Annotated in this window: 25 protein-coding genes; 12 read left to right on the forward strand and 13 right to left on the reverse strand. The window is 47.4% G+C overall.

Annotated elements, in window-relative coordinates; all coding sequences use genetic code 11:
- Positions 1-136 precede the first annotated feature (136 nt).
- The 5 genes from B7982_RS04630 to B7982_RS04650 all read left to right on the forward strand — a co-directional run bounded on the left by B7982_RS04630 (position 137) and on the right by B7982_RS04650 (position 6,145).
- Positions 137-1,531 (forward strand): alpha/beta fold hydrolase, encoded by a 1,395-nt coding sequence (locus B7982_RS04630; protein WP_158212961.1) that lies wholly within the window; start codon positions 137-139, stop codon positions 1,529-1,531.
- Positions 1,532-1,579: 48 nt separating this feature from the next.
- On the forward strand, positions 1,580-2,761 hold the full coding sequence (locus B7982_RS04635) for a hypothetical protein (RefSeq protein ID WP_233138372.1): 1,182 nt from the start codon (positions 1,580-1,582) through the stop codon (positions 2,759-2,761).
- Positions 2,762-2,769: 8 nt separating this feature from the next.
- The gene (locus B7982_RS04640; RefSeq protein ID WP_014547040.1) at positions 2,770-3,114 is read left to right on the forward strand and encodes a MetQ/NlpA family ABC transporter substrate-binding protein; all 345 of its coding nucleotides are present in this window, start codon (positions 2,770-2,772) and stop codon (positions 3,112-3,114) included.
- A 46-nt stretch (positions 3,115-3,160) separates the two neighbouring features.
- Positions 3,161-4,576, forward strand: coding sequence for an MATE family efflux transporter (locus B7982_RS04645; protein WP_088629278.1), 1,416 nt, complete (start codon positions 3,161-3,163; stop codon positions 4,574-4,576).
- Positions 4,577-4,723: 147 nt separating this feature from the next.
- Complete coding sequence (locus B7982_RS04650) at positions 4,724-6,145, forward strand: glycoside hydrolase family 16 protein (RefSeq protein ID WP_088659747.1); 1,422 nt, start codon at positions 4,724-4,726, stop codon at positions 6,143-6,145.
- A 1-nt stretch (position 6,146) separates the two neighbouring features.
- On the opposite strand, the gene B7982_RS04655 is transcribed toward B7982_RS04650, so the two are convergent.
- Positions 6,147-6,917 (reverse strand): lysoplasmalogenase family protein, encoded by a 771-nt coding sequence (locus B7982_RS04655; RefSeq protein WP_088659748.1) that lies wholly within the window; start codon positions 6,915-6,917, stop codon positions 6,147-6,149.
- 153 nt (positions 6,918-7,070) lie between these two features.
- On the opposite strand from B7982_RS04655, the gene B7982_RS04660 reads away from it, so the two are divergent.
- A complete protein-coding gene (locus B7982_RS04660) occupies positions 7,071-8,321 on the forward strand; it encodes an alpha/beta hydrolase (RefSeq protein ID WP_233138373.1) in 1,251 nt (416 codons plus the stop codon).
- A 5-nt stretch (positions 8,322-8,326) separates the two neighbouring features.
- Here B7982_RS04660 and B7982_RS04665 read toward each other — a convergent pair whose 3' ends face one another.
- Entirely contained in the window at positions 8,327-8,566 is a 240-nt protein-coding gene (locus B7982_RS04665; RefSeq protein ID WP_088660008.1) for a DUF1653 domain-containing protein, read from the reverse strand.
- 209 nt (positions 8,567-8,775) lie between these two features.
- Between B7982_RS04665 and B7982_RS04670 the strand changes: the two genes are divergently transcribed.
- Positions 8,776-9,762: a guanosine polyphosphate pyrophosphohydrolase gene (locus tag B7982_RS04670; protein ID WP_088659749.1), complete on the forward strand. Its 987-nt coding sequence runs from the start codon at positions 8,776-8,778 to the stop codon at positions 9,760-9,762.
- Between the two features lie 46 nt (positions 9,763-9,808).
- On the opposite strand, the gene B7982_RS04675 is transcribed toward B7982_RS04670, so the two are convergent.
- The 6 genes from B7982_RS04675 to B7982_RS04695 form a co-directional block, all read right to left on the reverse strand.
- On the reverse strand, positions 9,809-11,743 hold the full coding sequence (locus tag B7982_RS04675) for a glycoside hydrolase family 44 protein (RefSeq protein WP_088659750.1): 1,935 nt from the start codon (positions 11,741-11,743) through the stop codon (positions 9,809-9,811).
- Between the two features lie 135 nt (positions 11,744-11,878).
- Positions 11,879-12,316, reverse strand: a complete 438-nt coding sequence (locus B7982_RS04680; RefSeq protein ID WP_088659751.1) for a hypothetical protein — start codon at positions 12,314-12,316, stop codon at positions 11,879-11,881.
- Positions 12,317-12,391: 75 nt separating this feature from the next.
- Positions 12,392-12,838 carry a GNAT family N-acetyltransferase gene (locus B7982_RS04685; protein ID WP_088659752.1) on the reverse strand — a complete coding sequence of 149 codons (447 nt, stop codon included), beginning with the start codon at positions 12,836-12,838 and terminating at the stop codon, positions 12,392-12,394.
- Between the two features lie 219 nt (positions 12,839-13,057).
- The gene (locus tag B7982_RS04690) at positions 13,058-13,567 is read right to left on the reverse strand and encodes a hypothetical protein (protein ID WP_088660009.1); all 510 of its coding nucleotides are present in this window, start codon (positions 13,565-13,567) and stop codon (positions 13,058-13,060) included.
- A 31-nt stretch (positions 13,568-13,598) separates the two neighbouring features.
- Complete coding sequence (locus tag B7982_RS14860; protein ID WP_158212962.1) at positions 13,599-13,766, reverse strand: hypothetical protein; 168 nt, start codon at positions 13,764-13,766, stop codon at positions 13,599-13,601.
- 184 nt (positions 13,767-13,950) lie between these two features.
- A complete protein-coding gene (locus B7982_RS04695) occupies positions 13,951-14,520 on the reverse strand; it encodes a GNAT family N-acetyltransferase (protein ID WP_088659753.1) in 570 nt (189 codons plus the stop codon).
- 81 nt (positions 14,521-14,601) lie between these two features.
- Here B7982_RS04695 and B7982_RS04700 point away from each other — a divergent pair, with 81 nt between their 5' ends.
- The gene (locus tag B7982_RS04700; RefSeq protein ID WP_088659754.1) at positions 14,602-15,507 is read left to right on the forward strand and encodes an MBL fold metallo-hydrolase; all 906 of its coding nucleotides are present in this window, start codon (positions 14,602-14,604) and stop codon (positions 15,505-15,507) included.
- A 3-nt stretch (positions 15,508-15,510) separates the two neighbouring features.
- Here the strand turns inward: B7982_RS04700 and B7982_RS04705 are convergent, their stop codons facing one another.
- Together B7982_RS04705 and B7982_RS04710 are read right to left on the reverse strand one after the other, a co-directional pair.
- Positions 15,511-15,789: a hypothetical protein gene (locus B7982_RS04705; protein ID WP_088659755.1), complete on the reverse strand. Its 279-nt coding sequence runs from the start codon at positions 15,787-15,789 to the stop codon at positions 15,511-15,513.
- The gene (locus tag B7982_RS04710; RefSeq protein ID WP_158212963.1) at positions 15,770-15,991 is read right to left on the reverse strand and encodes a hypothetical protein; all 222 of its coding nucleotides are present in this window, start codon (positions 15,989-15,991) and stop codon (positions 15,770-15,772) included. Before B7982_RS04710 ends, B7982_RS04705 begins: the two co-directional genes overlap by 20 nt.
- Before the next feature lie 350 nt (positions 15,992-16,341).
- On the opposite strand from B7982_RS04710, the gene B7982_RS04715 reads away from it, so the two are divergent.
- Positions 16,342-17,052 carry an SDR family NAD(P)-dependent oxidoreductase gene (locus B7982_RS04715; protein ID WP_088659757.1) on the forward strand — a complete coding sequence of 237 codons (711 nt, stop codon included), beginning with the start codon at positions 16,342-16,344 and terminating at the stop codon, positions 17,050-17,052.
- Positions 17,053-17,082: 30 nt separating this feature from the next.
- Here B7982_RS04715 and B7982_RS04720 read toward each other — a convergent pair whose 3' ends face one another.
- Positions 17,083-17,838 (reverse strand): ribonuclease domain-containing protein, encoded by a 756-nt coding sequence (locus B7982_RS04720; RefSeq protein WP_088659758.1) that lies wholly within the window; start codon positions 17,836-17,838, stop codon positions 17,083-17,085.
- A 268-nt stretch (positions 17,839-18,106) separates the two neighbouring features.
- On the opposite strand from B7982_RS04720, the gene ilvC reads away from it, so the two are divergent.
- On the forward strand, positions 18,107-19,585 hold the full coding sequence (gene ilvC / locus B7982_RS04725) for a ketol-acid reductoisomerase (protein WP_088659759.1): 1,479 nt from the start codon (positions 18,107-18,109) through the stop codon (positions 19,583-19,585).
- Positions 19,586-19,837: 252 nt separating this feature from the next.
- Here the strand turns inward: ilvC and B7982_RS04730 are convergent, their stop codons facing one another.
- Both B7982_RS04730 and B7982_RS04735 read right to left on the reverse strand, forming a co-directional pair.
- Complete coding sequence (locus B7982_RS04730; RefSeq protein ID WP_088659760.1) at positions 19,838-22,447, reverse strand: hypothetical protein; 2,610 nt, start codon at positions 22,445-22,447, stop codon at positions 19,838-19,840.
- A 256-nt stretch (positions 22,448-22,703) separates the two neighbouring features.
- Positions 22,704-23,657 carry a metalloregulator ArsR/SmtB family transcription factor gene (locus B7982_RS04735; RefSeq protein WP_233138374.1) on the reverse strand — a complete coding sequence of 318 codons (954 nt, stop codon included), beginning with the start codon at positions 23,655-23,657 and terminating at the stop codon, positions 22,704-22,706.
- Positions 23,658-23,763: 106 nt separating this feature from the next.
- Here B7982_RS04735 and B7982_RS04740 point away from each other — a divergent pair, with 106 nt between their 5' ends.
- Both B7982_RS04740 and B7982_RS04745 read left to right on the forward strand, forming a co-directional pair.
- Positions 23,764-24,585 (forward strand): phosphatase PAP2 family protein, encoded by an 822-nt coding sequence (locus B7982_RS04740; protein WP_158212964.1) that lies wholly within the window; start codon positions 23,764-23,766, stop codon positions 24,583-24,585.
- 84 nt (positions 24,586-24,669) lie between these two features.
- Positions 24,670-25,677 (forward strand): FISUMP domain-containing protein, encoded by a 1,008-nt coding sequence (locus B7982_RS04745; RefSeq protein WP_088659762.1) that lies wholly within the window; start codon positions 24,670-24,672, stop codon positions 25,675-25,677.
- Positions 25,678-25,811 lie beyond the last annotated feature (134 nt).

A 25,811-nucleotide genomic window follows, 5' to 3' on the forward strand; every position in this document is an offset into this window, starting at 1 on the left:
AAGGTGTGGCGGAATGCTGCTCCTTTTTTAGTTATAAAAAAATTGTATCATCAGTAATGAAATAATAGTATTGGACAAAAGTCTTTATAGAATCTATCATTGTGCGTGCTAAAACAACTCAACAATGGAGGATTCAATGAATATCTTTAAAAACCGTACGAAACTTTCGACTATTATTTTAGCTTCTATTCTTTCACTTTCTGCATGTTCTGATGACGATTCAAATTCTGTCGCTCCTTCAACCTCTGAAGATCATGAAAACCATTCTACGGAAGAACACTCCGGTTCTGGCGAAACGCATTCCGGTGCTGCCGATGAACATTCTGGTCATGCTACGGAATCTGGTGACCACAAATCTGCATCAAGCGGCTTGACGCTTGGCGATGAAAATATTAAAGATGGCATCATCTTCTTGCAAGATACGACGATTGAAGGCGTCTTGACGGTGAATACGTCAACGCCGGGCGCAACGGTGCTTAAAAACGTCAAGGTCACGGGAAATCTGTTGATTAAGCGCTCTGGCCGCGTCGATTTCTCGGGTAGTGCCGATGTGGTTCATGTGGGTAGCAGCAATACGGATGTCTACGCTTTTGAAGACAACGCAAAAGTGAATGGCCATCATTTTATGGGCAAGAACAATACCTTTACGACCAAGAGATTTTCGGATTATCAGGAAGTGGATTGGACCGAAAAGGCTGTGCATTTGTCTACAGGAATCCACTTGGCTTATACGGTCACGGGTGACGAAAAGGGCACTCCTGTCATTTTGATCCACGGCCTTACGGATGGTCGCGTTTCTTGGTCGCAGGTGGCGCCAGTGCTTGCCAAGAAGGGCTATCGCGTTTATGTTCCGGAACTCCGCGGTAACGGAAAGACGGATAAACCTATTGAAGAATCGGCTTATGCGCTCAAGGAATTGACGAATGATATCGCAGCCTTTATTGATAAACTTGAACTGAAGAAACCGCATATTGTTGGTCATTCTCTAGGCGCGTTTGTGGCGCAGGAACTCTCTATTTTGCATGCCGATAAAATTGCATCCATTACATTGATTGGCTCGGGCGCTGCGGTCGATGAAACGAGTGCCACGATAGATTGGCTTGTGAATGGCACAGGTGATAAAAATTTTGATGGAATTTTTGCTTACGATTCCACGCAGAAACTTCCTGAATCCTTCATTGAAAAGTGGGGCGAAAATACGAATTCCGATGAAGAATTCCAGGCGGCGAACTTGGAACATTTAAAACAAGTTCCTTACTATGCATGGAAATTCCTCGTCAGGAATTTGTTGAAGATTGATAATTCGAATCGTCTTTCTTCGATTACATCGGATGTCCAAATTATCTGGGGTACAAAGGACGCTATATTCGATAAAAAGTCGCAAGAAGCGTTGCAGGATGGCCTTTCTAAGGCAAAGAAAGTCGTGTTCCGTGAAGTCAAAGATGCGGACCATAATACACATTGGGGTTCCAAAGCCGCTGTAGAAACGGTAACGGACTATATCGACAACTTTATCAAGGGTGACAAGTAATTATTAATTATGGGGAGGAGTATCTGTAAAAAGATACTCCTTTGTGTTATGAATAAAATAATTTTATCATGCGTTTTATTGTTTGCTGGTGTCGCTTTTTCTGAAATTCGCCCGAAGTTGGACCTTTCTGGGATGGTGATGGTCCACGCTTATGCCGATTGGAATACGGATGAGTCTAAGGTTACGCACCGTTTTGAATCTATGCTAGATTTGGACTTTGACCTTCGTTTTAACGATCGCTGGTCTGCATGGCTTGAACTCGAAGCGATGGGGATGGCGATGAACGGAATGGAGGATATGGAAGGGATGGACATGGGTGATGAATCGTCTATGGATCCCGTAAATCCTGCTGTTGTCTTTAATGGTGCGTATATTCAATACACTCGTTCGGAACGCACTTTCTTTCGCGTTGGTGACTTGAAATTTTTTGAAGGTATTTTCAAGAATTATTATGATTTTGGGGATCCGCGCGATGACGCTGCAGGCATTTCGCAAAAGACGATTCGCGGTTTAGAATTCCAGTGGAACGGATTGCAATTTGATATAGGTTTTGGCACTGCGGGCAATGACCAAAGTTGCCATTACCATTTCATGTTTGGCGAGTACATGGGAATGGATTGTCTGGAAGGTTATACGTATGAAGTTCATGCGGCGTACAACCTAGAAATTGCAAATCAAGTTTTCCGTCCTTATTTTGATTACAAAAGCTATCAGCGTAAAGACTACAATGAACTTTATGCGGGGTTAGATTTATCGCTTGCGTTTGGCCCTTTTGCGTTCCATGGACTATACGGGTTCCATTCCGTGTTCCTTGCGAGTGACGATGCTGTCTCGAATCATGTTTTGCTTGCAGAACCGTCATTTGATATTTCGAGATTTTGCATAGTGGGCTCTTTGTTCTATGCGTTCATCGATGACCCTATTCGTACAAGTCTAGAAATCACGACGCGACCGGAATACTTCTTTGTCGCGTTGGAGCCGAGCGTTGCCGTGAATGAATATCTGAGTATCGGCGTTCCTTTGGAATTGCATACGAACAGCTTAGATAAAAAGGATGACTTGGGCTCTGCGCGCATCGGCGGAAGATTCTACTTTAATGTTCCTGACTTTAAAATAGATATTATTTCGATGGTGCTTGTCGATATCCCGTATGGCGATGATTGGCCGTCCGAAGGGAATAAGAATGATCCTTCCTTTATTTTTGGTGTAGAAGCGATGTTTGACTTCTAGGAATTCATATGAAAAAGATTGTATTACTTTGTATTTTGCTGAGTTCCCTTGCGATGGCTCGTTTTGATTGCTGTGCCCGCAAACGCGCAACTGTCAAAAAAGAGGAAACGTCATTGACGTTTTCTGTGGGTGTAGTTCGCGCAGAAGATGAGTCCCTGCTGAAGAAGGCTTCATCTTCGCTTGCCAAGGAATCTATCACGTTACAGATAAAAAAGTGGGATACTCAGGAGCATGCCAACGAGGCGCTTGCCAAAGGCTTTGTCGATGGCTTGTATATCGATAGCCTTTGGTTTAACTCGGATTCAGATAAGAAAGAAGTTCTCTTGAGGCTGAAAAAAGAAATAGGAAAGTAAAATCGGCTGTCGCGCGGTCTTTGATTTTTTCTATCTTTGCCAAGCTATGGTTGATGCTATTTTAAATAGGTTCTATAAACCTTCGAAATTCAAGAAGAACGGGGACGTGAAGGATGTGCTCGTGGTGGCACTCCCGATGCTTCTGTCGATGTCGTTTGATACGTTCATGACGTTCATCGACCGTTTGTTCCTCTCGAAGCTTGGCCCTGCCGAAATGAATGCGGCGCTTGGGGCGGGGGCGGTGCAGCTTGCACTCACGATGTTTTTTACGGGAGCGATTAGCTATACGACGGCGATGGTGGCTCAGCGCTTGGGTGGTAAAAAACGCTGGGATTGTGCCCGCGTGTTCATGCAGTCGGTGTACTTGTCGCTGATTTCAGTGCCGCTTTTGTACCTCACGATTCCGCTGGGGCATTTTGCATTTGGACTGGAGCATTTGCCGGCGGATCAGCTCGAATACCAGAAGACGTATTTCAACATCTTGATGTTCGGTGGCGTAATCAACTTGTTGCGTAACGCGGCTCCGTGTTTCTTTAGCGGTATTGGCGAAACCAAGGTCGTGATGAAGGCGGCTTTCGCTGGCATGATTGTGAACGTGGCCTGCAACTTTGTATTGATTTATGGCTACGGTCCGATTCCCGCGATGGGCGTTGCGGGCGCTGCTTATGGCACGCTTATTGGCAATGTGGTTTCTACGGTGATTCTGTTTGCGAAGTTCTTTAGCAATAGTTGCCATCGTCGGTTCCGCACGCGTTTTGCTTTTGCGTTTAGCTGGCCGTTGACCCGCGAACTTTTGCAAAAGGGAATCCCGTCTGGCGTTGAGATGTTCTTGAATATGGCGGCGTTTCAGTCGTTGATTTTGATGTTTCATGCGCTTGGGCCTGAGGCGGCGACCGCATCTTCAATCATGTTCAACTGGGACTTGGTGGCGTATGTGCCGCTGATGGGGTTGGAGGTCGCGTCGACGAGCCTGGTGGGGCGCTATGTGGGCGCTAAGAATGCTGCTGCGGCGACGCGTTCGACTTATTCCGGGCTTAAGCTCGGCTGGGGCTATTCCCTGGTAATGGGGATTTTCTTCATCTTCTTGCCGGGAGTGCTGACGGATATTTTCAAGCCGGATGTTGCCGAGGCGACGGAAAGCGCGCTTGCGATTTTTAATGCGGCTCGCCCGATGAGCATGTTCATGCTTCGGATTGCGACGTTCTACATTTTTGTCGAAGTTTTGCTTGTGATTTATGCGGGTGCGCTTCGCGGTGCGGGCGATACGGTCTGGGTGATGTTCGCTTGCGGTATCATGAACTGGTTCGTGGCGATTGCCTTGTACATCGTGGCTTACGTCTTCCATCTGCCGGCCCATTACGCTTGGATTGTGGTAGTTGCCGTTTATAGCACGGCTCCGCTGATTTTCTGGCGTCGCTGGAAGAGCGGAAAATGGCGCAGACACGTGATGAACGCTAAGTAAAGCTCAAAAATCGTAGATTCGGGGCTTTTTTACAACTTTTAACTAGGCTTATCGAAGTGCTGTAGGTATATTTATAAGACCTGCGGCATTTTTGTTTTTGGTGGTGGCAATTTTTGCAAAGGCTGTGGGTGAGGATTGGAATTGGATATGAAAAAGAATCACGTCATTGCGAGCATCGTGGCGCTCGCGACTATCGCTTTTGCTGCCCCGCCGTCTAACTTTAGCGGCTGGGATCTCGTTTTTGAAGATAACTTTGACGGCACTTCGCTTGACACGAAAAAGTGGAATTCGACGTACAACTGGGGCCCGACGCATAACCATCGCGCCTACTGCGCCAAAGAAAACGTGATTGTCTCCGATGGAACCCTCAAGCTTAAGGGCGAAAAGAAAACACACCCGGATGCCAAGGGCAGAACGGCGAAGTTCAACAACAAGGAAATCCCGGTCGATTACACTTCGGGTGCAATTGACACGAAGGGAAAATTTGAGGTTAAGTACGGCTATATCGAAGGCCGATTCAAGGCGCCCTCACAAAAGGGAACTTGGCCTGCGTTCTGGACGTTGCAAGACGGCTGGCCTCCAGAAATTGACATCTTGGAAATCCCAGCATCACGCAAGCAACACCATTACTATTTACATTACACCGACCCGAGCTGGTACAACAGCCATGGTTCAGCATGGGACCACGAAGCCTCTTTTGGCGGCCATAAGGACGACAATGTGGACCGCTCGGCGGATTTCCACACGTATGCGGTGGAATGGGACGAGTCAACGCTTAGCTTTTATTTTGACGACAAAAAGTTTGCAAGTTACAACCGCCCGACTGAAATCAAGCAGCTTTCGGCGCAGTACATTATCGTGAATTTGGCGATTGGCGGCTGGGCGGGCGATGATATTGAAATCACGTCGGACAAGCCTGCGTATTTCGAAGCAGACTGGGTGCGTGTATGGCAGGCGAAACCAGCAAAGCCCGATACCGTGCGCATTATGTCGATGAATTTTGGTACATGCATGACGCGAACTGCCGAGGACAAGCTTGCGCTTGGCGATTGCAGCGGCGATAATGCGATTGCGACGATAACTCCGCTTTCTTCGACGACTTACCGCATCAATTTTGGCGATATCTCGCTAGATACGCCGAATGAGTCAACCGATGCGGGTGTGACGATGGGGCTATACAAGTGGAACGGCGGCGGGCATCAAAAGGTGGTTATGGAAAAGCAATCCGGCTACGAGGGCTCCGTGGTGCGCATGAAAATGCAACACAGCAATATGTATCTGCGTGCAACGACGGATGGCGAACGCGTGGTGCAAAGTTGGGCTGATGACTGGGAATGGAACCAGATGTGGCGCTTGCTCAAGTCAGGTGATGAAATCCCGACGAAGGACCCGTCTGTTGGAATCCACGAGACTGCGCGGACGATTGCCCCTGCTTATGGCGCTAGAGTTTTCCGTAAGAATGGGATGCTTTACGTGCAGTTCGGCGATCGTAATGGGGGCGTGCCTAACAATAATGGCACGAAGCTAGAGCCTCGTGCCTACGATTTCAAGGGCCGGACAATTAAATAAATTACTCTTTTCTCTTGTATCCGCTGAGCCCGAGTAAAATCAGGGCCGGCGTGTAGAAATACCATACGAAGTTGTTGGCGACTGTGGCCACGATTTCTTGAACGCTGTGGTCATCGCCGGTTGCAAGCGAAATGCCTACGCATGCATCGCAGCAGAAGAATAGAATCATGCCGCGTTTGATGTTGCGTGCGTTTTTAGCGGGGAAATATCCTTTGCTAGGAACCTTGCAGGCGACAACGAGTGAGCAAATGAGGAATGCTGCATAAGTTGCGATAATCGGGACTGTCGGTCCTTCGAAAATGCGGAACAGATGAAGCGCGTTTGCAATAAACATGACTGTAAACGGAATAATCAAAATCCACGGAGAGCTCTTGTCCGTATCGCTTGTGCGTGTGTGACGGTAAATGAAAAGTGCCTGCACAACCATAAAGAAGCAAATGCCAAGCAACGTGTAATCGCTACGGTGTTCTAGAACGTGTGCGTAATTATGCATGATTTTCAAGCAGAAGTCCGCACACAAAGCCATAGCGAAACCCGCCTGCAAAAAGTTGCGGTCGCGCTTGCAAAGGCAATTCCCGCCAATGAAAAATACGACAACCGTCATGATGGCGGTAACAGCGAACTTTGCGATATTCTGGTAGTTGCTGCTTTCAACGAGACACTGCTCGACGGCACCGCAGTTGTAAAATACAAGCCAGTCTCTCACGAAGAATGTAATCATGAGAATCCCGACGATAATAATAAGCGAAGCTATAAGTGTTTTCTTGTTCATAACGTATAATATAAGTAATGAAAATACATTCAATCGTTAGTTGTAAAATAAAACAATGGAAATATTTGCCCTAATTGCTTGTTTGTCTATTTTGTGTATAAATTTTAATTGGATGGGGTCCGTGTGTTAGGACCGATGTTGATTGGAGTGTATATGAAAAAATGGCCTATAGCGGTTTACTTTACCACTATTGTTTCTGCGTTCGCTCAGTGGGGCGGCGGTGGATTCGGAGGTGGTGGATTTGGCGGTCCGCAATCTGGTAACAGTAAGATGGAGTACTCTGAAAAGTTTGCCGATGTAAATTACGCGGGCGATGGCAAAGTCTACCATACGCTGGATATTTACTTGCCCAAGGAGAGCAAGGATTCTTATCCGGTTGTTATCCATACATACGGTAGCGCTTGGAGCCAGAACAATTCCAAGGGTTCTGCAGATTTAAATACAATCTGTGCGGCGCTTCTTAAGGCTGGCTATGCTGTGGTTACTCCGAATCACCGTTCCGCAAGCGATGCGATTTATCCGGCGCAACTTCATGACCTCAAAGCTGTTGTGCGTTTTATGCGTGGCAACGCTTCAAAGTATAAAATCGATACGAATTTTATTGCCATGTCAGGGTTCTCGTCGGGTGGTCACCTTTCTAGTTTGGTCGCAACAACCTGTGGCTTGAAAGAAGGCAAGTCTGGGCCTGTGACTGTAGATTTAGTGGGCTCGCTCGGTGAATTTACTTCGTTCAGTAGCTGTATTGATGCGGCAACGCTGTGGTCTCCGCCGACAGATATTTATACAATGAATCCAATCAATAATTTCATGGGTTCGGGAACATACGAGGGCGCTTTTATCGGTGCTGAACGAGAGGGTAATAAAGACAAGTGGATGGTGGCGAGTTCACCGTATTACGCAAGTGACGATGATACGCCTATAATCCTTTTTCATGGGACGTCCGACCAAATTGTGAACAAGGAACAGAGTCAGGAACTTTACGATTCCCTCAAGGCGCATAATGTCGTGGCGGAACTTGTTTCTGTGCAGGGCGGTTCCCATGGAGGGAATGAAATGTATGTCGAGGCGAATCTCGATAAAATGGTCAAGTTCTTTGATGATGCTCGCGAGGCTAAAGTTGCGAAAACTCTAGATGTACCGGATTCGTTGAATAGAGATTCGGATGTAGTTGCCTTACCGCATTTTTCAAAATCGTATGGAGTGGAAATTTGCGGAAATCGTTTGCTTGTTCGCGGAAGTATGGACTCGTTCCGCTATACAATTATGTCCGTGAATGGATCTCACAAAGTTCATGGATATTTCCGCAAGGATCTTGACTTGTCTTCGTTGCCGCCTGGCGTTTACGGAATTGTTGTGAAATCGCCTGCGGGTTCAATAGATATTGTAAGGTTTGTTAAAAATTAAATAATTTATCCTAATTCAACTTCTTCAAAACGGTATTTTTGTTTGACGTCCGGATACTTTTCGTGATCGACTTCGCTTAGGAACATGGATTTCTCGCGAAGCCAAACTGCATTATCGCCGTAAAGTGCGCGGTAGATGACGTATTCTTCGTCGGTTTCGGAATGTTTCGCTACTCCCTCAACAATGTAGTAGCGATTTTTGAAGTGCTTGTAAATGCCGTGAATTTTAAGTTCTCTTTTTTCCATAAAAATTTTTTCTGAAAATTTTAGGTTAATGTTTTTCAAGTTTTTGTAATTTGTTACAATTTTTGAAACCTCTTTTACATCGTACGTAATGTTTTGAAATGCAAAAAATATTTGTTTTGCAATTTACCTTATTTCACTAGAATTCGCAAGAGCTTTTGTTATATTTTGACACGTAAAAACCGCAAGAATTCTTGCTCGGGAGGCGTAAGATGATTTCTTTGAACGACTATTTGTTTTCTGGAAATACGGTGCTGAAAATTTTGCATCAATATTCAAATGATCTCAGAAACAGTGCTAAGGAAACGCATAATAGCATCGATCTTGCTCATTCGAATTTTCTGATACAGATAATAGAGCTTTTGGAGCATAACGACTTCTTGACCTCTCAGTCTCAAAGAATCAAAGAGTTCTACAAGTACATGACGAGGGAATATCCCTTCTTGGCGTTTACGTTCAAAGGACGCATCAAGTCCTTGATTCGCGCCGAAGAAAAATTCAATGGCTATATCCTTGAATTTGTTTACAACTATTACAAGAAAAATGGAGTGTTCCCGTCTGAAGCCGAAATTAAAAGCACGCTGAATTTTCGCGACTTGATTGCTTATCGAATCGTTATTTCGATGCCTGCTTGCCATATCAAAAAAGGTGAAGAGCGGAGCGAGGTTGAACGGAAGTATCTTTACGAGATTGCAAACGTCATGCCTGAATTTTTGGAGGAACGAGGTTTTACTCCAGAAATTTCAAGACACAAGGATGGCGGCCATTGCGACTTGCTAAAAGAAGCCGTTCAACCCTATTACCATGATTCGGTGGTCACTCCGCGAAGCTCCGGTTATCAATCGTTGCACATAACGATGTATGATAATCTTGCGCGTTGCTATACGGAAGTACAACTTAGAACAAAAGATATGGATGACTTTGCCGAAATCGGTGATGCAAACCACTTCGGGTATGAAAAAACACAAGAAACGCGTCGTTCCAAGCACGATCAAATTCCGAGTGGCGAGTGCGTTTACTTTGACGATGCTTATGAGCGTCTGACGAAATTGCAGGAACTTGAGCTTTCAAAGCTGGACGTGAATATGTTTAAGGCCATCAACAATCAATTGATTAACGATGGTTGCGGACTTTTCAGAGGACGCCAAATTTTGCCGTTCGAACACCTATCAAGATTCCAGAACGACTTGATAGATTAGCGTTCTGGTATGATAGGCTTTCATTAGTTATTGCTATAGATAAATTCTACTTCACTGTTATTTTTTGCATTTGCGTTCCGCTTGCAGTTTCTATGCGCACAATGAAATTGCCTCTGCCGAGTACTTCGCTTGCAATGCGGATGTTTCCGCGGGCGATGGCGTGCATTCGCAGTACGCTTTGCCCGAGACTGTTGAACACGTTTATACGGCGCACTTTCCCTGAACCGTTGTCGATAAACCAGTTGCCGTTTTCATGGTGCAGCAGGTTCCCTGTGAGAGCGCTTCTCGTGGGGGCTATGGCGTCGATTTGTTTTGGCGTAGTTGTAGTGAGTAGCACCGCGGTGATGGATTTTGCAGGGAGCGTCATCTTGAATCTGTTTATGCTGTAGCCCGTCGCAGTGGTCGTTCCGCCCTGCGCATTTGCTTCAACTGCGTTCTCTTTCAAGGCGTTGCTTGTGTGCGAAACGAACGTTTCGCCTTGGAGATTTTGCAAGGTGAGTGTTTTGACTGTTCCGTCGGAGGCGAAGTTCGCAAGATCGAGGTTGATTTCTTGTGCGTCCTTTTCAGCGCGGTTCACGAAGATGACTGTGAGCGAATCGCCCTTGTTACTGATTGAACTGTAGGCGGATACCAGCGAATCATTACTTGAAGTCGACTGCACTCGGTTTGGATGACCGTAGCGGCTGAAAAGGTGCACTGTTTCGTACATACCGTCGCCCCAGGTCCACGGGGTGAAAATTTCGACACCGTTGTCCTGCATGGTGCCAAGGAATGACGCGTAAATGAGTGCTGTCACCATAGGATCAGAATCGTTCAGGTCGGTTTCGGTAATGCCGAGCGTAATGCCGTGATCCTTGCCGAAATATTTTTCGAGCCAGTCGTTGATACGCTTGAAGATGTACTCCTTGGTGATTTTATTGTCCCAGTTGCCACCGACCATCTTTATGCCGTTTGCGCCTGGATAGTTATAGGTCGTGTCAAACAAGACTCGATGCCAGTTCACGCGTGATTCGTAATCCTTTTCTGTCGGGTACCAGTGAATGTCGAAAACATCGAGTAGGCGAACACCAGATTTTTTCTGTTCTTCGGCAACTTTCATGATAAAGTATTCTAGCCAACAGTAGTTGCGGTCTTCGCCTTTAGGGCGGTCTTCCTTGTTGTACGAAGATACGGAACACCATTGCCATTCGTTTGCGGCAACAGGGCCGGTGAGCTTGATGTCTTTCCACTGGGCGCGCGCCTTCTTGGCAACGTCAATGTAACGCTCAACGAGAAAGTCTCCCGTGACGGGCAAATCCAGGTCGGAATGTGTACCGCGCCAAATTTCCATCTCGTTGTCCATGCTCCAATACTTGAAACGGCTCATATCAAACTTGAGTTCGTCTTTCCAATGCGGGATAATCGCTACCGTAGAATCGGCCGGCCATTCTATGTTGTAAAGCGATGGGTCGCCCGCTTTGATGAGCGTCTTTCCGTCTTCTGAGACTTCGCCGCCGCCCGCAAGGTCGAACGTTTGCGTTGCGTACGTGCCGTGTTCTTGTTTCCAGTTCCAGTCGGGAAAGTTGTAGTCAGTGCTACTAGCTGCATAGCCTGTGAGCTGGAAGGCGTACATCGCGTCGATCCCCGGCATGTTGTCGAGCACCTTTTGTGCGGTAATCGCCCAATCGTGCGAGTACACGTTGTTATACCAGTCGGGGTGAACTGTCATTTTGTGACGCCAATTGTAGCGCGTGGCGTTGTTGCCGTTGTTCGCTCGCAACATGTGGATGCCTGCTTCGAGCATCTGGTTGATGAAGGCAGACTCTTCTTCGGTCACCTCAGCGTCGCCATCGCTGATTTTGTCGATGTTTCGCCCGTAAAGGTACGGCGAAATTTTCTTGATGCCCGCATTTGCATCAACGGTAATGTCGATGGCCAATGTGGGGGAGACCGCAAATAGCGTGCCGAAAGCAGCCACTGTGAAAAAATTTGAATATCCCATAAACAACGCCTTTTAAATGGTCACTGCGGAACGGTTTTCCTGTAAATATATACTCAAATATAGTTTGGCAAAAATTAAATAAACGCCTGTGGACATTTGTGACTACAGGCGCATTTTTAGGGATGGGCGTTTTTTTTACGGAGATTCCGCCTTTTTAGGACTTTTGCGCCATTCCTTGAGCTTCTGCACGCCGTCAGTGGACCAGAGTGCCCAGGCAATCAGCACAGGCTGGAAGAACAGGCGGATAAAACGAGCCTGGTCAGTGTCAAGTCCGAATGCGTTGATGCCGTTCACGTACTGGCTGATGTTGCCCGGGAAAATAGCAACGTAGAACAGCGCAAGCAGTACGCCAACCGTACCCTTGTGCTTGTACAAGAATATCATGCTGAGGCCGAGAGCGATCTCGACAACCCCCGAGGCCAATACCACGAAATCCAGGAATCCTGGATTCTGCGGAAACCATGAAGGAACCTGCGCTAGGAATTCCTGCCTAGCGATGGTCAAGTGACTGATACCTGCATAGGTCATAAAAATACCTAGCAGAACCCTCAAAAACATTTTTAAGTATTTCATACTTTTAATATAGGATAAAAAGGGCGGAAAAGTCAAAAGATTTTTTTGCCACGAATGAGTGCTAAAAGGCTAACGTTAAACTGAAATTTCTATTTCAAACAGTTGGTTTGCTAGCCCGACCGTTGGTTCGAAATCAGCAATCTTCTTGAACCCGTATTTTTCGTATAGGCCGTGGTGCTCGCTTTTGAGATAAACTTTTTTGTAGCCGAGCCTTTGGGCGTAATCAAGCGCTGCGTCAATTAAGCTTTTGGATAGCCGCTCTCCCCGGAATTCTTCGCCAACGTAAATGAGATTTATAAAAGGGCTGCAACTGAATTTCGCAGGAATGTTCCCGTTCTCCTCGAGAACGCAAAAGCCGACAACATCTTCACCGTGTACAGCAACGAAAACTTTTTCCCAGTCTAGGAAATCGTTCTTTGACATTCGCTCGGCTAAACGACGCCCCGGCTGCCATGGGCAATCTTTCGCGAAAGTGCGGGTCTTTTCCCACCACGGATCATCTTTGTTGATTGCGATTATCATTGCTTGCCTCGGCTTTTAAAGAATCCCTATAAGACTTAACTAAACATGATAAAACTCTTTTAGGACAATATACCACTTTTTCAAAGGTGTAGTTTTACCTCTGCCCCCAAAGAGCCCCTATAAGATCTGAGAGGCGAATGAGCCACAATGACATTGCCGCGTTCGTCAAGGCATAAAAGAGTTTTGATACAACACAAATAAAAAAACAACAAAATAAACTTATATATAATAAAAACACACTCCTTCTTTACGTTTTAATTCCGACAATCTAGACTTAAATACAAAAAGTATTTTTTTTGAAAATGGGTTTTTCTCTATGAAAAAACCATCTACAGGTTCCTTATTATAGAAAATTGTTATTAAATCGGATGTTTCTACAACAACCATACCAGTATTTTCATGAATAGCCCCTATTCCCGTCGTTACAGGAAATTGATATGTTCCAAAAAATTCTTTTTCTGATTCATTTTCATAAGCAAATCGATAAACACGGTTTAAATTTTTCGCACCAATGGAGAAATACAGACGACTCCAAAAATCAGCCTCAACATTCTCTTCATATACCGAAAGTTTTTTTCCTTCAATCACACAACGTTCCATTTGTTTCCCATCTGAAGTTTTTTTCTTAAAATGAAACTCTCCATAGCCTTCAAAAAGGGCCTTTCCATCACACGAAGTGCATACAAACACAAAAGCAAAGCTGCATAAGAAAAAAAAATTTCGAGTCATCTGAAACAATATTCACTTCCTAATAAATATTTTATGGATTAAAGTTATCAAAGCCCCAAGTTTGCATAACAGCACTTGAGAAATCTTCGTGTTCACCCCAAAAAACTCTATATTTTGCAGCAACTAAATTTGAAATTCCTTCCATCAACAAACGCTGCCCTGTAGTCGTACTACAGAATCCTGCAAAAACAAGCATCACGGGTGTTTTACCTCAGCTCATAAAGAGCCCCTATAAGACCTACTTTTTGAATATACCTTTATTTATGCGGGTTCGCAAGCGGTTTGACGCTGAAAAAATCAGAAGAATTGGATAGATTCTTGGCTTTTGGGCCATTTTTTTTGGAGCCTTGGTGCTGCCGAAGTGGCTGTTGATTTTCAGATTTTTACGGGTACTTTGCTCCGGGGACGTTCTTCAGAATTTCTTTCCAGAAGTCGCGGAATTTTTTTTCGGTGACGGTGCCGCCTGCGGTGAGTAGGCGGTAGTGCTCGCCTTGCCAGACGTAATCGACAGGGGAGGAGCCAAAGCCGTTGCGCAGGTAAAAGTCGCGGCGACGATTCCTGCGTTCAAGTTCTTCGGCGTCCTTGGAATCTTCTTCGACTTCGATATCGACGACGATGCGTGTGTCGGGGTGTTGTTCGCGAATGACTTGCAGAATTTGTGAGCCGTACCCGCGGCTGCGCAGTTCTGGAACGACGGCGAAATAGATGATGTTCGTAATGCTCCCGTGCGTGATGGAATTTGAAAACCCGCAGAACCTGGGAGTCGCAGTATTTTCGTCCGCGGTATTTTCGCCATCTTCCTTGTCGAAAAATGCCAAAAATTCTCGCTTGATTTTATCGTCGAGCAAATGCTTTATTGGAATGCGTTCGTTCGCCGGGAACGCCGATTCGTACAGCGCCTTGACCTGCGGAAACCAGGGGGCATCTCTTGTGACATCGAAAAACTGGAGCATTTGCAGAAAGAATAGGATAATGAGTCTTGTGTGTCAAGTTTGCGAATGTAATCCTGCGTCTTTTAGTATATATTTACTCATATGAAACTGTTTGACAATATTTTTATTCCTTTTATTGCGGCGCTTGCTTTGACTGTCGTTGGCTGCAACGAATCGAAAAATTCAACAAAAAATTCTACAGAAAATAAGGCCGCGTTGAGTCGCGAGACGTCTGCAAAAGTGGAAACGCCTGCTGTCGAGGGTACGAAAACCATTGCGCTTGCGAACGGAGCTTCGGTCACTTGGATTCAGGATAACGAGGGTAAAAAGTTTATGCCTCGTGAACTCTTCAGCGATGCGAACGATTCGCTTTATGAAAGTTTGAATATGCCTGCGGGGCTCCCGGCTTCTGTCAGCACGTTCTTGGTGAAGGTCGATGGCAAGTACATCCTGTTTGACGCTGGTCTTGGAGCGTGGGGCGGACAGCTTTTAAAGCGTCTTGAAGCTTTGAAAGTGAATCCAGATTCCATCGGGCTTGTTTACTTGACGCATTTCCATGCAGATCACATTGCAGGCCTCGTGAAAAGCGGTAGCGCCGGGAAGATGGAAAAGGTTTTTAAGAATGCATCCGTTTATGCAGGCAAGGTGGAATATGATGCTTGGATGAACGACATTCCGAAAAATGATTTGCAAAAGAACATTATGGCTCTTTATAAAGATAGACTTCATTTGTTTGCGTTTGGAGACAGCCTCCCGCATGGTGTGCTTGCAATGGATGCCGTTGGCCATACGCCGGGACACTCCGCTTTCCAAATTTCAAATCTGCTCGTAATCGGCGACTTGATGCACGGCTACGCTTTGCAAAAGAACCATCCCGAAATCAACTCCAATTACGACATGGACAAGGAAAAATCTGCAGCAAGCCGCAAACGCATTATGCAATACGCTCGCGAACATAAACTCCTGATGGCCGGTATGCACTTGCCGCCTCCCGGATTTGCGGAGTAGAGGCTAAAAAGATTCTTTGATGATTACACCTCCGTTGAGATAGCGGTGTATAAGGCTGTTAATGAGTGTCTGGTAGCTTGTGCCAAGACGTGCGGCCTTAGCCTTCATACCTTCGATATCTGCGTCTTTCATTCGGATGGTTATGTTGTGAGCCGACCCGCGGATTGATGCTTTAATGCGATCTTCTTCTTCTTTAGGAAGAGGTTCTGTATCGCCTCGTTCAATGGCTTCCATGAGGAGTCTTTCTTCTTCATCCATCGGATCAAATTCTGAGTTCGCCATTTTCGTACCTCCGCTGATAGACTCGGTTTGGAAAAGCCGTTTTTAGAAAGAATGTCCCGTCTTTTTCTTCCACAAACGGAACGCAGATGACATAACCCTTGATAATGACTAGAAACATCCGCTGGCCTTCGTGGTCTCGCTGGTTTCTAACCAATTCGGGCTTAAAGCGTTCGGCAAGAATTTCTTGCCTGACTTCTTCCATGACGACTCCGTGTTTTTCGAGTACCTTTTGGGCTTTTTCCTCATCAAATCGTACTTTTATATCTGTAATATACATATATTATGTTGAAAAGTCAATATCTTGTCAAAGTCGTCTCTATCTACAGAAGCTCTTGATGTATTTAATGAGGGTATTTTTCAAATTGATTAAATGAATGAGTGTTATGAACATTTAGGACCTCTTTTAGGGGGGGAGGGAAAAGCTAAAAAGAAAATTCGCAAAAAACGATGAATCCCTAAATTTTGCAACCAACCGTTTGCAAAAGGCTTTATTTTGTCGCCAATGGTTGTCAGCGACTCACTTGTAAAGAACAGGAATGTATATTTAACCTTATGAAATTGTTTGAAGATAAAGTGGTCGTGGTGACGGGTGGGGCGCATGGTATTGGCGCTTCTATTGTGAGTGAATTTGAAAAAGAAGGAGCGAAGGTCGCGTTCATTGACATTCGCGAGAATTCCTGCTTTGTCGGGGATCTTTCAAAGAAAGAGACTTTGGAAAAGTTTGCGCAGTTTGTTATCGAAAAATACGGGCATGTGGATGTGCTGGTAAATAACGCACTCCCGCTGATGAAGGGTATTGACGAATGTAGTTACGAAGAATTCAGTTATGCGCTTGCTGTCGGCGTGACCGCTCCGTTTTATCTTGCAAAACTTTTTGCGCCGCATTTTGCAAAGGGCGCTAGCATTATAAATATCTCGTCGTCTCGCGATCGCATGAGCCAACCACAAACCGAAAGCTATACTGCGGCGAAGGGCGGAATTGCAGCACTCACGCATGCGCTTGCTGTGAGTTTTGCAGGCCGTGTGCGCGTGAACTCGATTTCGCCGGGTTGGATTGATACGGATTTCAAAGTCTACGAAGGTCCTGATGCTTCGCAGCAGCCCGCGGGTCGTGTCGGAAACCCGCTCGATATCGCGAATATGGTGCTTTACCTTGCTAGCGACAAGGCCGGTTTCATCACCGGTGAAAATATCTGCATCGACGGCGGCATGACTCGCCAGATGATTTATCACAACGATTGCGGCTGGAAATTTGAAGGGTAGCGGGATTTTCTAAAACGCACAAATTTTAATTCAAGGTTGTTTCTCAAACATTATTTTGCTGAATGTTTTGTAGTGGTCGGTGGTGTAATAAATGTTACAGCCGCTACTATAGACTAGGCGGTTTGTGCCGCGATTGTTGCCGAAGTAATCGACATCGGCTTCGTAGTAATACGCTGTCGGAAGTCTTCCTTCGCGATTGTCGAAATAGTCTCCGCCGATCATCACGCCGAGCGTTGTATGCGGATTGAAATTCCATTTCACAAATGTTTTGCCGGTTTTTTGTTCGTAAAGCTTTTTACCCTCGCTTTTGGTTACATAATAGGAAGGTAGACGGTCATTGTCGCAGATGTACTTTGCAACATGGAGTCTTGATGTGTATTCCTTTTCGGCGGGATTTTCTTTTAATAGGCAGACTTTTTTCTTGCGGGGGGCATCATCGGGGGTTGTGTAAACTACGTATATGTCGAATGCGAATGCCAACGCGATGCATATCGCGACTATCACAGCAATCTTGGATTTTTTCGCCTTGCGATAATTTTTGCGCACCGGGGAGGTTACTTGCTCGTCTCGTGAGGCGACACCATCGAGAAATCCTTTTTCAATTTTTGCACCTTTCTCGTTTTTGCCGAAGTTGTAGATGATGATTGTATCACCGACTTTAGGCGGTCTCACGGGATGCCCTAAAGCTGAAATATGGACAAAGTATTTTATTCCGTTTGCGGTTGCAAAACCGAATCCTTTTTCTTCGTTCCATTGCGTGACTGTAGCTTTGTTTGTGATGGGCATAGGGAGACCTTTTGTTGTTGGACTTTTTTAATGTAGCAAAGAATTTTTTTGCTGATGAAGCCGGGGCGTTGCGGGGCGGCGACTGAGCGCCCGCAGTAGGGGTGATGGAAGACCCGGCGTACCGGGGCTGCAATCAGGGGGAGGCTTCCCCCTCCAGTCCCGTTTTTTTACGTTTTCTAGTAACTAGTGGATGGAAACTAGTAACTTTTTCCACTTTACTTTGCTATCTTTCCGCTTGGAACATTTTATTTAACAGAGGTTCAAAAAAATGAATTATTTCAACTCTATCCCTATGCGTCGCCAACTCGAAGAAATTGGCCACTGCCGTTTCATGGAACATTCTGAATTCAGCCGTGGTGTTGAAGCCCTCAAGGGTAAGAAGATTGTGTTCGTCGGTTGCGGTGCTCAGGGTCTCCATCAGGGTCTCGACCTTCGCGATAGCGGTTTGGATGTTTCCTACACGCTCCGCAAGGAAGCCATCGAACAGAAGCGCCAGTCCTGGAAGAACGCTACTGAAAACGGCTTCAAGGTCGGTACTTATGAAGAAATGATTCCGGATGCAGACCTCGTTTGCAACCTCACACCGGATAAGCAGCACCACAACGTGATCCCGGCTATCATGAAGCTCATGAAGAAGGGCGCAGCTCTCTCTTACAGCCATGGCTTCAACATCGTCGAAGAAGGCCAGGAAATCCGCAAGGACATCACTGTGATCATGGTCGCTCCGAAGGGACCGGGTTCCGAAGTTCGTTCTGAATACCTCCGTGGTTTCGGCATGCCGTGCCTTATCGCTGTCCACCCGGAAAACGACCCTGAAGGCAAGGGCTGGGACTATGCCAAGGCTTACGCCGCTGGTCTCCATGCTGACCGTCCGGGCGTTCTCGAAAGCTCTTTCGTCGCCGAAGTGAAGTCTGACCTCATGGGCGAACAGACCATCCTTTGCGGTATGCTCCAGACCGGTACGATCCTTTGCTACGACAAGATGGTGAAGGAATTCGGTATCGATAAGGCTTACGCTGTGAAGCTCCTCCAGTACGGCTGGGAAACGATTTCTGAAGCCCTCAAGCATGGTGGCATCACGAACATGATGGACCGTCTCTCCAACCCGGCTAAGATCCGCGCAACGGAACTTGCTGAAAAGATGAAGAAGATCATGAAGCCGCTCTACCAGGAACATCAGGACAACATCATCTCTGGCAAGTTCTCCAGCACGATGATGGTCGACTGGGAAGCTGGCGACAAGGACCTCCTCAAGTGGCGTGGCGAAACTGGCGAACTCGAATTCGAAAAGGTTGCCGCAACTGACAAGCAGATCACCGAACAGGAATACTTCGACCGTGGCGTTCTCATGACCGCTATGATCAAGGCCGGTGTGGAACTCGCATTCGAAACCATGTGCTCTGTGGGCATCAAGCCGATGAGCGCTTACTACGAATCTCTCCACGAAACTCCGCTCATTGCAAACCTCATCGCTCGTAAGAAGCTGTTCGAAATGAACCGCGTCATCAGCGATACTGCTGAATACGGCTGCTACCTGTTTGCTAACAAGTGCGTTCCTCTCCTCGCAGACTTCATGAAGAACGAAGTCAAGAAGGGCGACATTGGCGATATCTTCAACGAAGGCAATACCAACGCTGTCGATAACGAAGAACTCATCAAGGTGAACAAGAACATCCGTCAGCATCCGGTGGAAGAAGTCGGTGCTTGGCTCCGCGAACGCATGAGCGGCATGACGAAGGTTGTGTAATCGCACCCTTTGGTTGTCATTCCCGACTTGATCGGGAATCACCCTTTTAAAATCTCGTCAGGTAACCCCTGGCGGGATTTTTTTGTACGAAAAAACGCTCGCGTTTGGCGAGCGTCTTGTAGTGAAATTTGCGAGTCTCGTTATAGGACCGTGCGCATCTCGTTATGGAGTTGCGCGCGTCTCGTTATAAGACCGCGCGCATCCTGTTATGAATTGTGCGCGTCTTGTATTACAGGTGCTTCTTGCGTTGTATTATGCGTTCTTCGTTTTCTTGCTTTTCACGAAGACGAACGCTCCGAAGGCGATGAGCAAGATGGCTGCAAACAGGCTCACCTTGAGGCATGCGTGGAACGGCTTACTGCGGTATTCCATGCGGACTTCGGATTTGCCCTTCGGGATTTCAACAGCGCGGAGGTCGCCGAATGCCTTGTAGACCTTGGCTTCCTTGCCGTTGACGGTTGCTTTCCAGTAGGGGTGGTAGTTGCCTGCGATAACCATGAAACCTGCGCGGTCGCTTTCGACCTGGAACACTTGCGTGTCCATCTTCGGGCTTGCAACAAGCTTTGCCTTGCCCTGTGCGATGCCTCCTTCACCCTTGTTTTGCGGTTCTTCGGAGAGAATGACTTTTTCGCGGTATTCAAAGCCGTTCTTGAGCGCGTCAATGGCCTTGGAATCTTCCATCGTGGTCGATTCACCGTAGATGTAGGCTTCGCCCATGGCGGTTGTAATCGGCATGTAGGTCGTGCCGCGCTGTGTGTCGAAGATGATGGCGTTGATGTTCATCAAGTCGAGGAACGGATGTGCTCCATCCGGTTCGTTGATGTTCATCAAGTAGTTCGCATTGCCCTGACCGCCACGGAATTCGCGGTAGCTTGCAAGTTCGTTGTCGTGGAAACCGTCCGCATTACGCATGTGGTACTGTGGGAAGATGTTTCCGCTGATAGCCTTATTGCGCGAGAGCGAAAGTACGCGCGGTTGGTTGATGGAATCTGCTTTGAACGGAGCCTTGAGCGCAGCAACGACGCCGTTGTTCGGCTGCAAGTATTCTTTGGCGGCCACGTTTTGGATAAACGCACCGTTGATGGTCATGAGCTCAAGGCCTGCAACTGCTGCGAGAATGCCGACCTTGGCAGGGATGCTCCCTTTCCACTTGAATACGGCAAAGCTTACGCCGATGACGATAAGAATCAAGAAGAAACTAGGAAGAATTTTTGAGGCGGTGGCGTTCATCACGACTTCGTTCAGCGGCTTGAAGTACGGGGCTGTGACGGGGTCGTTCAAGAGTTTCTGACCGCTCATGAGGAAGAGCCCGATGATTGCAAATCCGATAACGACGGCTGCCTGGACGCTTCTAGAAGTTCCCGGAAGCTTGGACTTGAATGCATCGACAAAGTTCTGGACGTTGATGGCCTTGTCTTGATCGTCGAGGCTCATCACGCCGAGGCATGCAACTGCGTAGGCGAGGCAAACGACAAATCCGAACGGGCTGATAAAGAGTGTCCAGTTGAAACGAGCAATCACGACGAGCAAAAGTAGAATGACAAACATGGCGGCACCATGCAATAATGCCTTGCGGTTCTTGGCTGCATTTTCGCTTTCGTCGGAGAGAGCCTTGAGCACGGGGCCTGCCATCATCACGAGCAAGAGCGGGAGCCAGAAAAGGGCCATGCCCGGAGCGCGGAAGTTCTTGACGCCCGGTAGAATATTGTACCAGAGCTTGAAGAGCGGGGAATGGTCGCCCATGCCGTAGCTCAAAGCAACGACAGCACCGAGTCCCCAGAAACTAGCCCAACGGCGCTTGCCCGGGAGGAACAGACAGAGGAAACCGAGGAACGTGAGGAGTGCGCCTGCGTTGTTGTGGTCGAGCTTGAAGCTGTTATGGCCCCAGTAGAACGGGCTCCCTTGACTGCCGGATTCGGCCATCTTGCGGTATTCGTCCATGGTGATGTTGACCAAGGAACTGCTCTTCAGGTCATTCGTCTTTTCGTCCTGTTCGTAGACGTCGACACCGATAAATCCCGGGATGAGCATCTGTGCCATTTCTTCCTGATGGAAGGACCAGCTCACGGCGTGACCGTAATTGGTGTGGTCTCCTTCACCGCGGACTGATTGCGTCGTGGTGTAGAGGTAAGGCGGAATCACCTGGAAGCAACTGAGGGCAAGTCCAAAGGCGAGGCCTGCGGCAGCGAGTCCGACTCGTTTACCGCGGATGGCAAGTGTGTTGCAATGGAAGGCTGCTTCGTAAAGCGTGTAAAGACCTGCACCCCACAAGAAGAGATACGTGAGCTGCAAGTGGCTTCCGAGAATCATCCAGGTGACGCTAAGCGAAAAGACGATAAGGTAGGGAAGGCTTCCGTCGCGGACAATCTTACGGATGGCAAGGAGAGCCAACGGGGCGATGGCGAAAACCATCATCTTTCCATCGTGGCCACCGTAAATGTAAGTGAAGTATTCCGGCGAAAATGCATAAAGGAATCCGAGAAGCGAGCCCCACCACTTGTTGCCGGTCAAGTTCCAGGCGAGGAGCATAGCGCTCATGAAGGCTACCCATACGGTCAAGATGAACTTGAAACCGACGGCACGTGCCGGATCCATGATGAATTGCGTCCATACGAGCGGGTGGTAAGCGTCGGCAAAGAGCGCGTCAATCGTCGGGACACCGCCAAGACGGCTATCATCCCATTCCGTGAGGATGACGTCGAACGTGCGCAAAATGCGGCTGCCGATGCCGTTCAGCTGGTCGCTGTTGAGCATGAGTTGACTGGAATCGAATGCGAAATCGCGGAAGACGAACAGCAAAATCGCAAAGAAAACTGTGGCCATAGCCACAAAGAATGCGGGTTTCTTGTTGAGGAAATTCATGTCAGGAAATATAAAAATACCGCAGAGGATGCCCACTACGGTTTGTTAAATTGTTTGCTTTTGAACGAATTTGCTATCGAGATTATTCGAGCGTGTTTTCGTCGGTCTTGGCGGTCTTGACGAGACTGTAGATGCCGAATGCAGAAATAATGCACACTGCGGCGATCACGACGTACTTAATCAATTTTCCCATAAGGTTTCTCCTTGGCTTTTTTTATAAAGATATTTGTTTTTCGCAAAACGGTCAAGCGATTTTTTACTCTTTCGTGATGATCATGCAAATCACGGGGAGCTTTTTGTCGACTTCGTTTTCACTCGGGATGATTTCGCTTTCGACGACCTTGCAGTTGAGCTCCTTCACAAAGAATTCGAGCTGGCTGCGTTCAAAACCAAGCCAAATGTGACCGTGCGTCGTGCGGAACGATTCTTCCTTGTGCTGGGCGAGGTCCAAAAGTGCAAGCATTCCACCCGGTTTCAAGATGCGGGTCGCTTCCTTGAGGGCAAGGCGCGGGTCCGTTGCATGGTGCAATACCTGGCTCATCAGGACGAGGTCTGCATAGTTGGACGGGAGACCCGTCTGCGTCATGTCGGCGACCTTGGGCGTCACGTTTTCGATGCCTTTCTGGTGCAAAATCTGCTGGAATCCGCTGATGATTTTCGGATCGTAGTCGAGGGCGGTCACGTTCTTGCAACGGCTTGCGAGCATGAGCGAAAGGTCTCCGCCTTCGCCGCAACCGATGTCCACGGCGTTTTCGAACGGCACCATGAGCTTGCTGAACAGGCTGATTTGCGCCTTGAGGCTACCGCCGGCCTGGTCGAGCTTGTGGATTTGACCCTTGGTCTTGTCGGTGCGTTCTTCGAGCGCTTGTGCGGCACGGCACTTGAGAATATCCTTGTCCTGCAGTTCGTCGTAGGCTTCGCGGATAATCTGCAACAGGCGGCTGCTCATATAAAGTTCTTCGCTCAGGCGGTAATAAGCCTTGATGCCGTCGCGACGGTCTTTTACGAGCCCGCATTGCGAAAGCTTTGCCAAATGGCGGCTTGCGTTACTCTGGTGGATATCCAGAATGTCCTTGATTTCGTTGACTGTAAATTCGGACTGGTCCAGTAGGAGCAGTATCTTGAGGCGCATTTCGTCGGAAATGGCTCCAAAAAGTTCCATGTTCGGGATGATCGGTTCTCGGTTCTGGTTTAAATTCGAATTTGTCACGTGTTCCGCCAATACTTTTGTATGTTTGTGTTTGTGAATATAAATTTTTAGATGGACTTTGATGTTTTCTGGGCGATTTAAATGCTTATTTCGAGTGCTTTTTGCGGTGTTGTGTTCGACAACGCTTGCTTTCAGTACGCCCGGCACATCAGGAATCGCATCCGGCGCACTCCCCGTAGAAAATTCCGCGTCTCGGCATTACGATGTCTCTGTTCGCTTGGATGTTCCGCTTTTGCTTGGAATCGTTATGACTTCGGTGCTAGGCGTTTATCAGTACTATGGGATGTCGCGCATCTCTTCGAGCGACTTGAAGCCCAAATCGGAGCTGTTGCCTTGGGACCGCCCGTTTGCTGGGCATTACAGCGGGTGGGCTATGACCGTGAGCCATTATTCGGGAGCCTTGGCGGTTGCTCCTTTGGCTTTGGCGGGGTACTCCTGGTATAAGGGCGATGCCGATGGTCATGACTTTGGTGCCTTTACGCTTATGTTTGTGGAAGCGATTGCCTTGCAGAATGCCTTGAACCAGATTGTCCGTTCATCGCAGTTGTGGCCGCGCCCTTACATTTATGCGGAACGTGGTGAAGGCCGCAAAAAGGCGGAGTCCGCGCGTGGGGAGGCTTACGGCTCGTTCTATTCAGGGCATGCCTCGGCCGCGTTTACGGTGGCTGTGTTTACAGGTGAATGGTTCTCTGAAATTTACCCGAACTCTCAATATAAAAGTCTCGTCTGGGCGTCGTCATTGACGCTTGCTGCGGCTGTTGGCGCCTTGCGCGTGGTTGCCGGAAAACATTATCCTACTGATGTTGTAGTTGGATCGCTTATGGGGGTTGGCGTGAGCCTGGGAGTCCTTAAATTGCATGAAGTTTGTAAAAAGAAAATTTCTTTTTGGGCAATTCCGGGCAATATTGGCGCTATTTTTTACTTTTGACAATTTTTTATAGCATTTTTTCCGAAAAAGCGTATATATATTGTGTAGGCTTACTTCGTAAGTCTATTATTTGTGAGGTTATTGATGTTGGATGAGGTGTGGCGTTCGTTGTGCGCCGTTGCTGTTTTGACCGTGTCTGTGGTCACCCATAATTACGCAGCAGAGTTTAAGGATTATAGGGATGGGCGTGTTTATCGCGGGATTCCCTCGGGCTCTCTAAACTGGTTTAAGCAAAGTCTCAAATACAGCAAGACCGCATACTTTACCGACGAAAATGGTGTTCCGTTTTATCGAAGCGATAGTTGGAAGGCTTCATGCCCTGAAGGTACGCAACTCCCAGATGAAACCGACTGGGATGAACTCATCGAAGAAAAATTTTCCGGTTCCGACAAAATTCAGAATATGAGTGATTTTGTTGGAAATTCTTCACGTGGCTTTTACAAGTTTGAAATGGATGAAGTGGTGAATGCAAGAAAGGGCTTTGTCTATTTTGCAGTGCGTGGTCCGGCGAATCATGTTATAAGGCTTGAAACCAAGCGTGGTACAACGAAGTACGTGGATATCGAAGAAGCCGATGCTGTTCAGATCCGTTGCGTCTTTGCGCGTGACCAGTTTGCCGAAAAGAATATCTCCCCGAAGGATATGATTTTTACGGATAAGCGCGACAATAAAAAATACAAGGTTGGCGTCCGTGGCAAAAAAATCTGGATGATGAAAAACCTCGCATTCAGTGTGACTTCTGAAAAGCAGTGCTATGTAGAAGACAAGTCCTTCTGCGAAAAGTTTGGCCGTTATTACACTTACGAAGAAGCGCGCAAGGCTTGCCCGACGGGCTGGCACTTGCCGGATGACGGTGAATGGCGTGATTTCCAGCAAGACCGTGCAACGCTCGATTGGGACAATTTAGGGCAGGGCGGTTGTCAGGACTGGGATAATTACTGCGACGGCATGAATTCCGGACACTACTGGTCTTTGACTTCTATCCAGGAGAATACCGCACGTTCGTGGGAATTTAACCGCGCCGATAAGGATATCGACCGAACCGACGCTAGCGTTTATAAAGGACTCTACGTCCGCTGTGTCGCGGATTAATCGGCAACAGCAAAAAAGGCGTACAGTATAGAAAATACTGTCGCAGAGGCATAGCTCCCCGAGAGGTAAACGAAAAGCCCGAAGACGACTACGGTCAACGAAAGAAGAAAAATCTTGGACGGGCTATTAGGAAA

Source organism: Fibrobacter sp. UWB2 (assembly GCF_002210425.1).
GTDB classification, from domain to species: Bacteria; Fibrobacterota; Fibrobacteria; order Fibrobacterales; family Fibrobacteraceae; genus Fibrobacter; species Fibrobacter elongatus.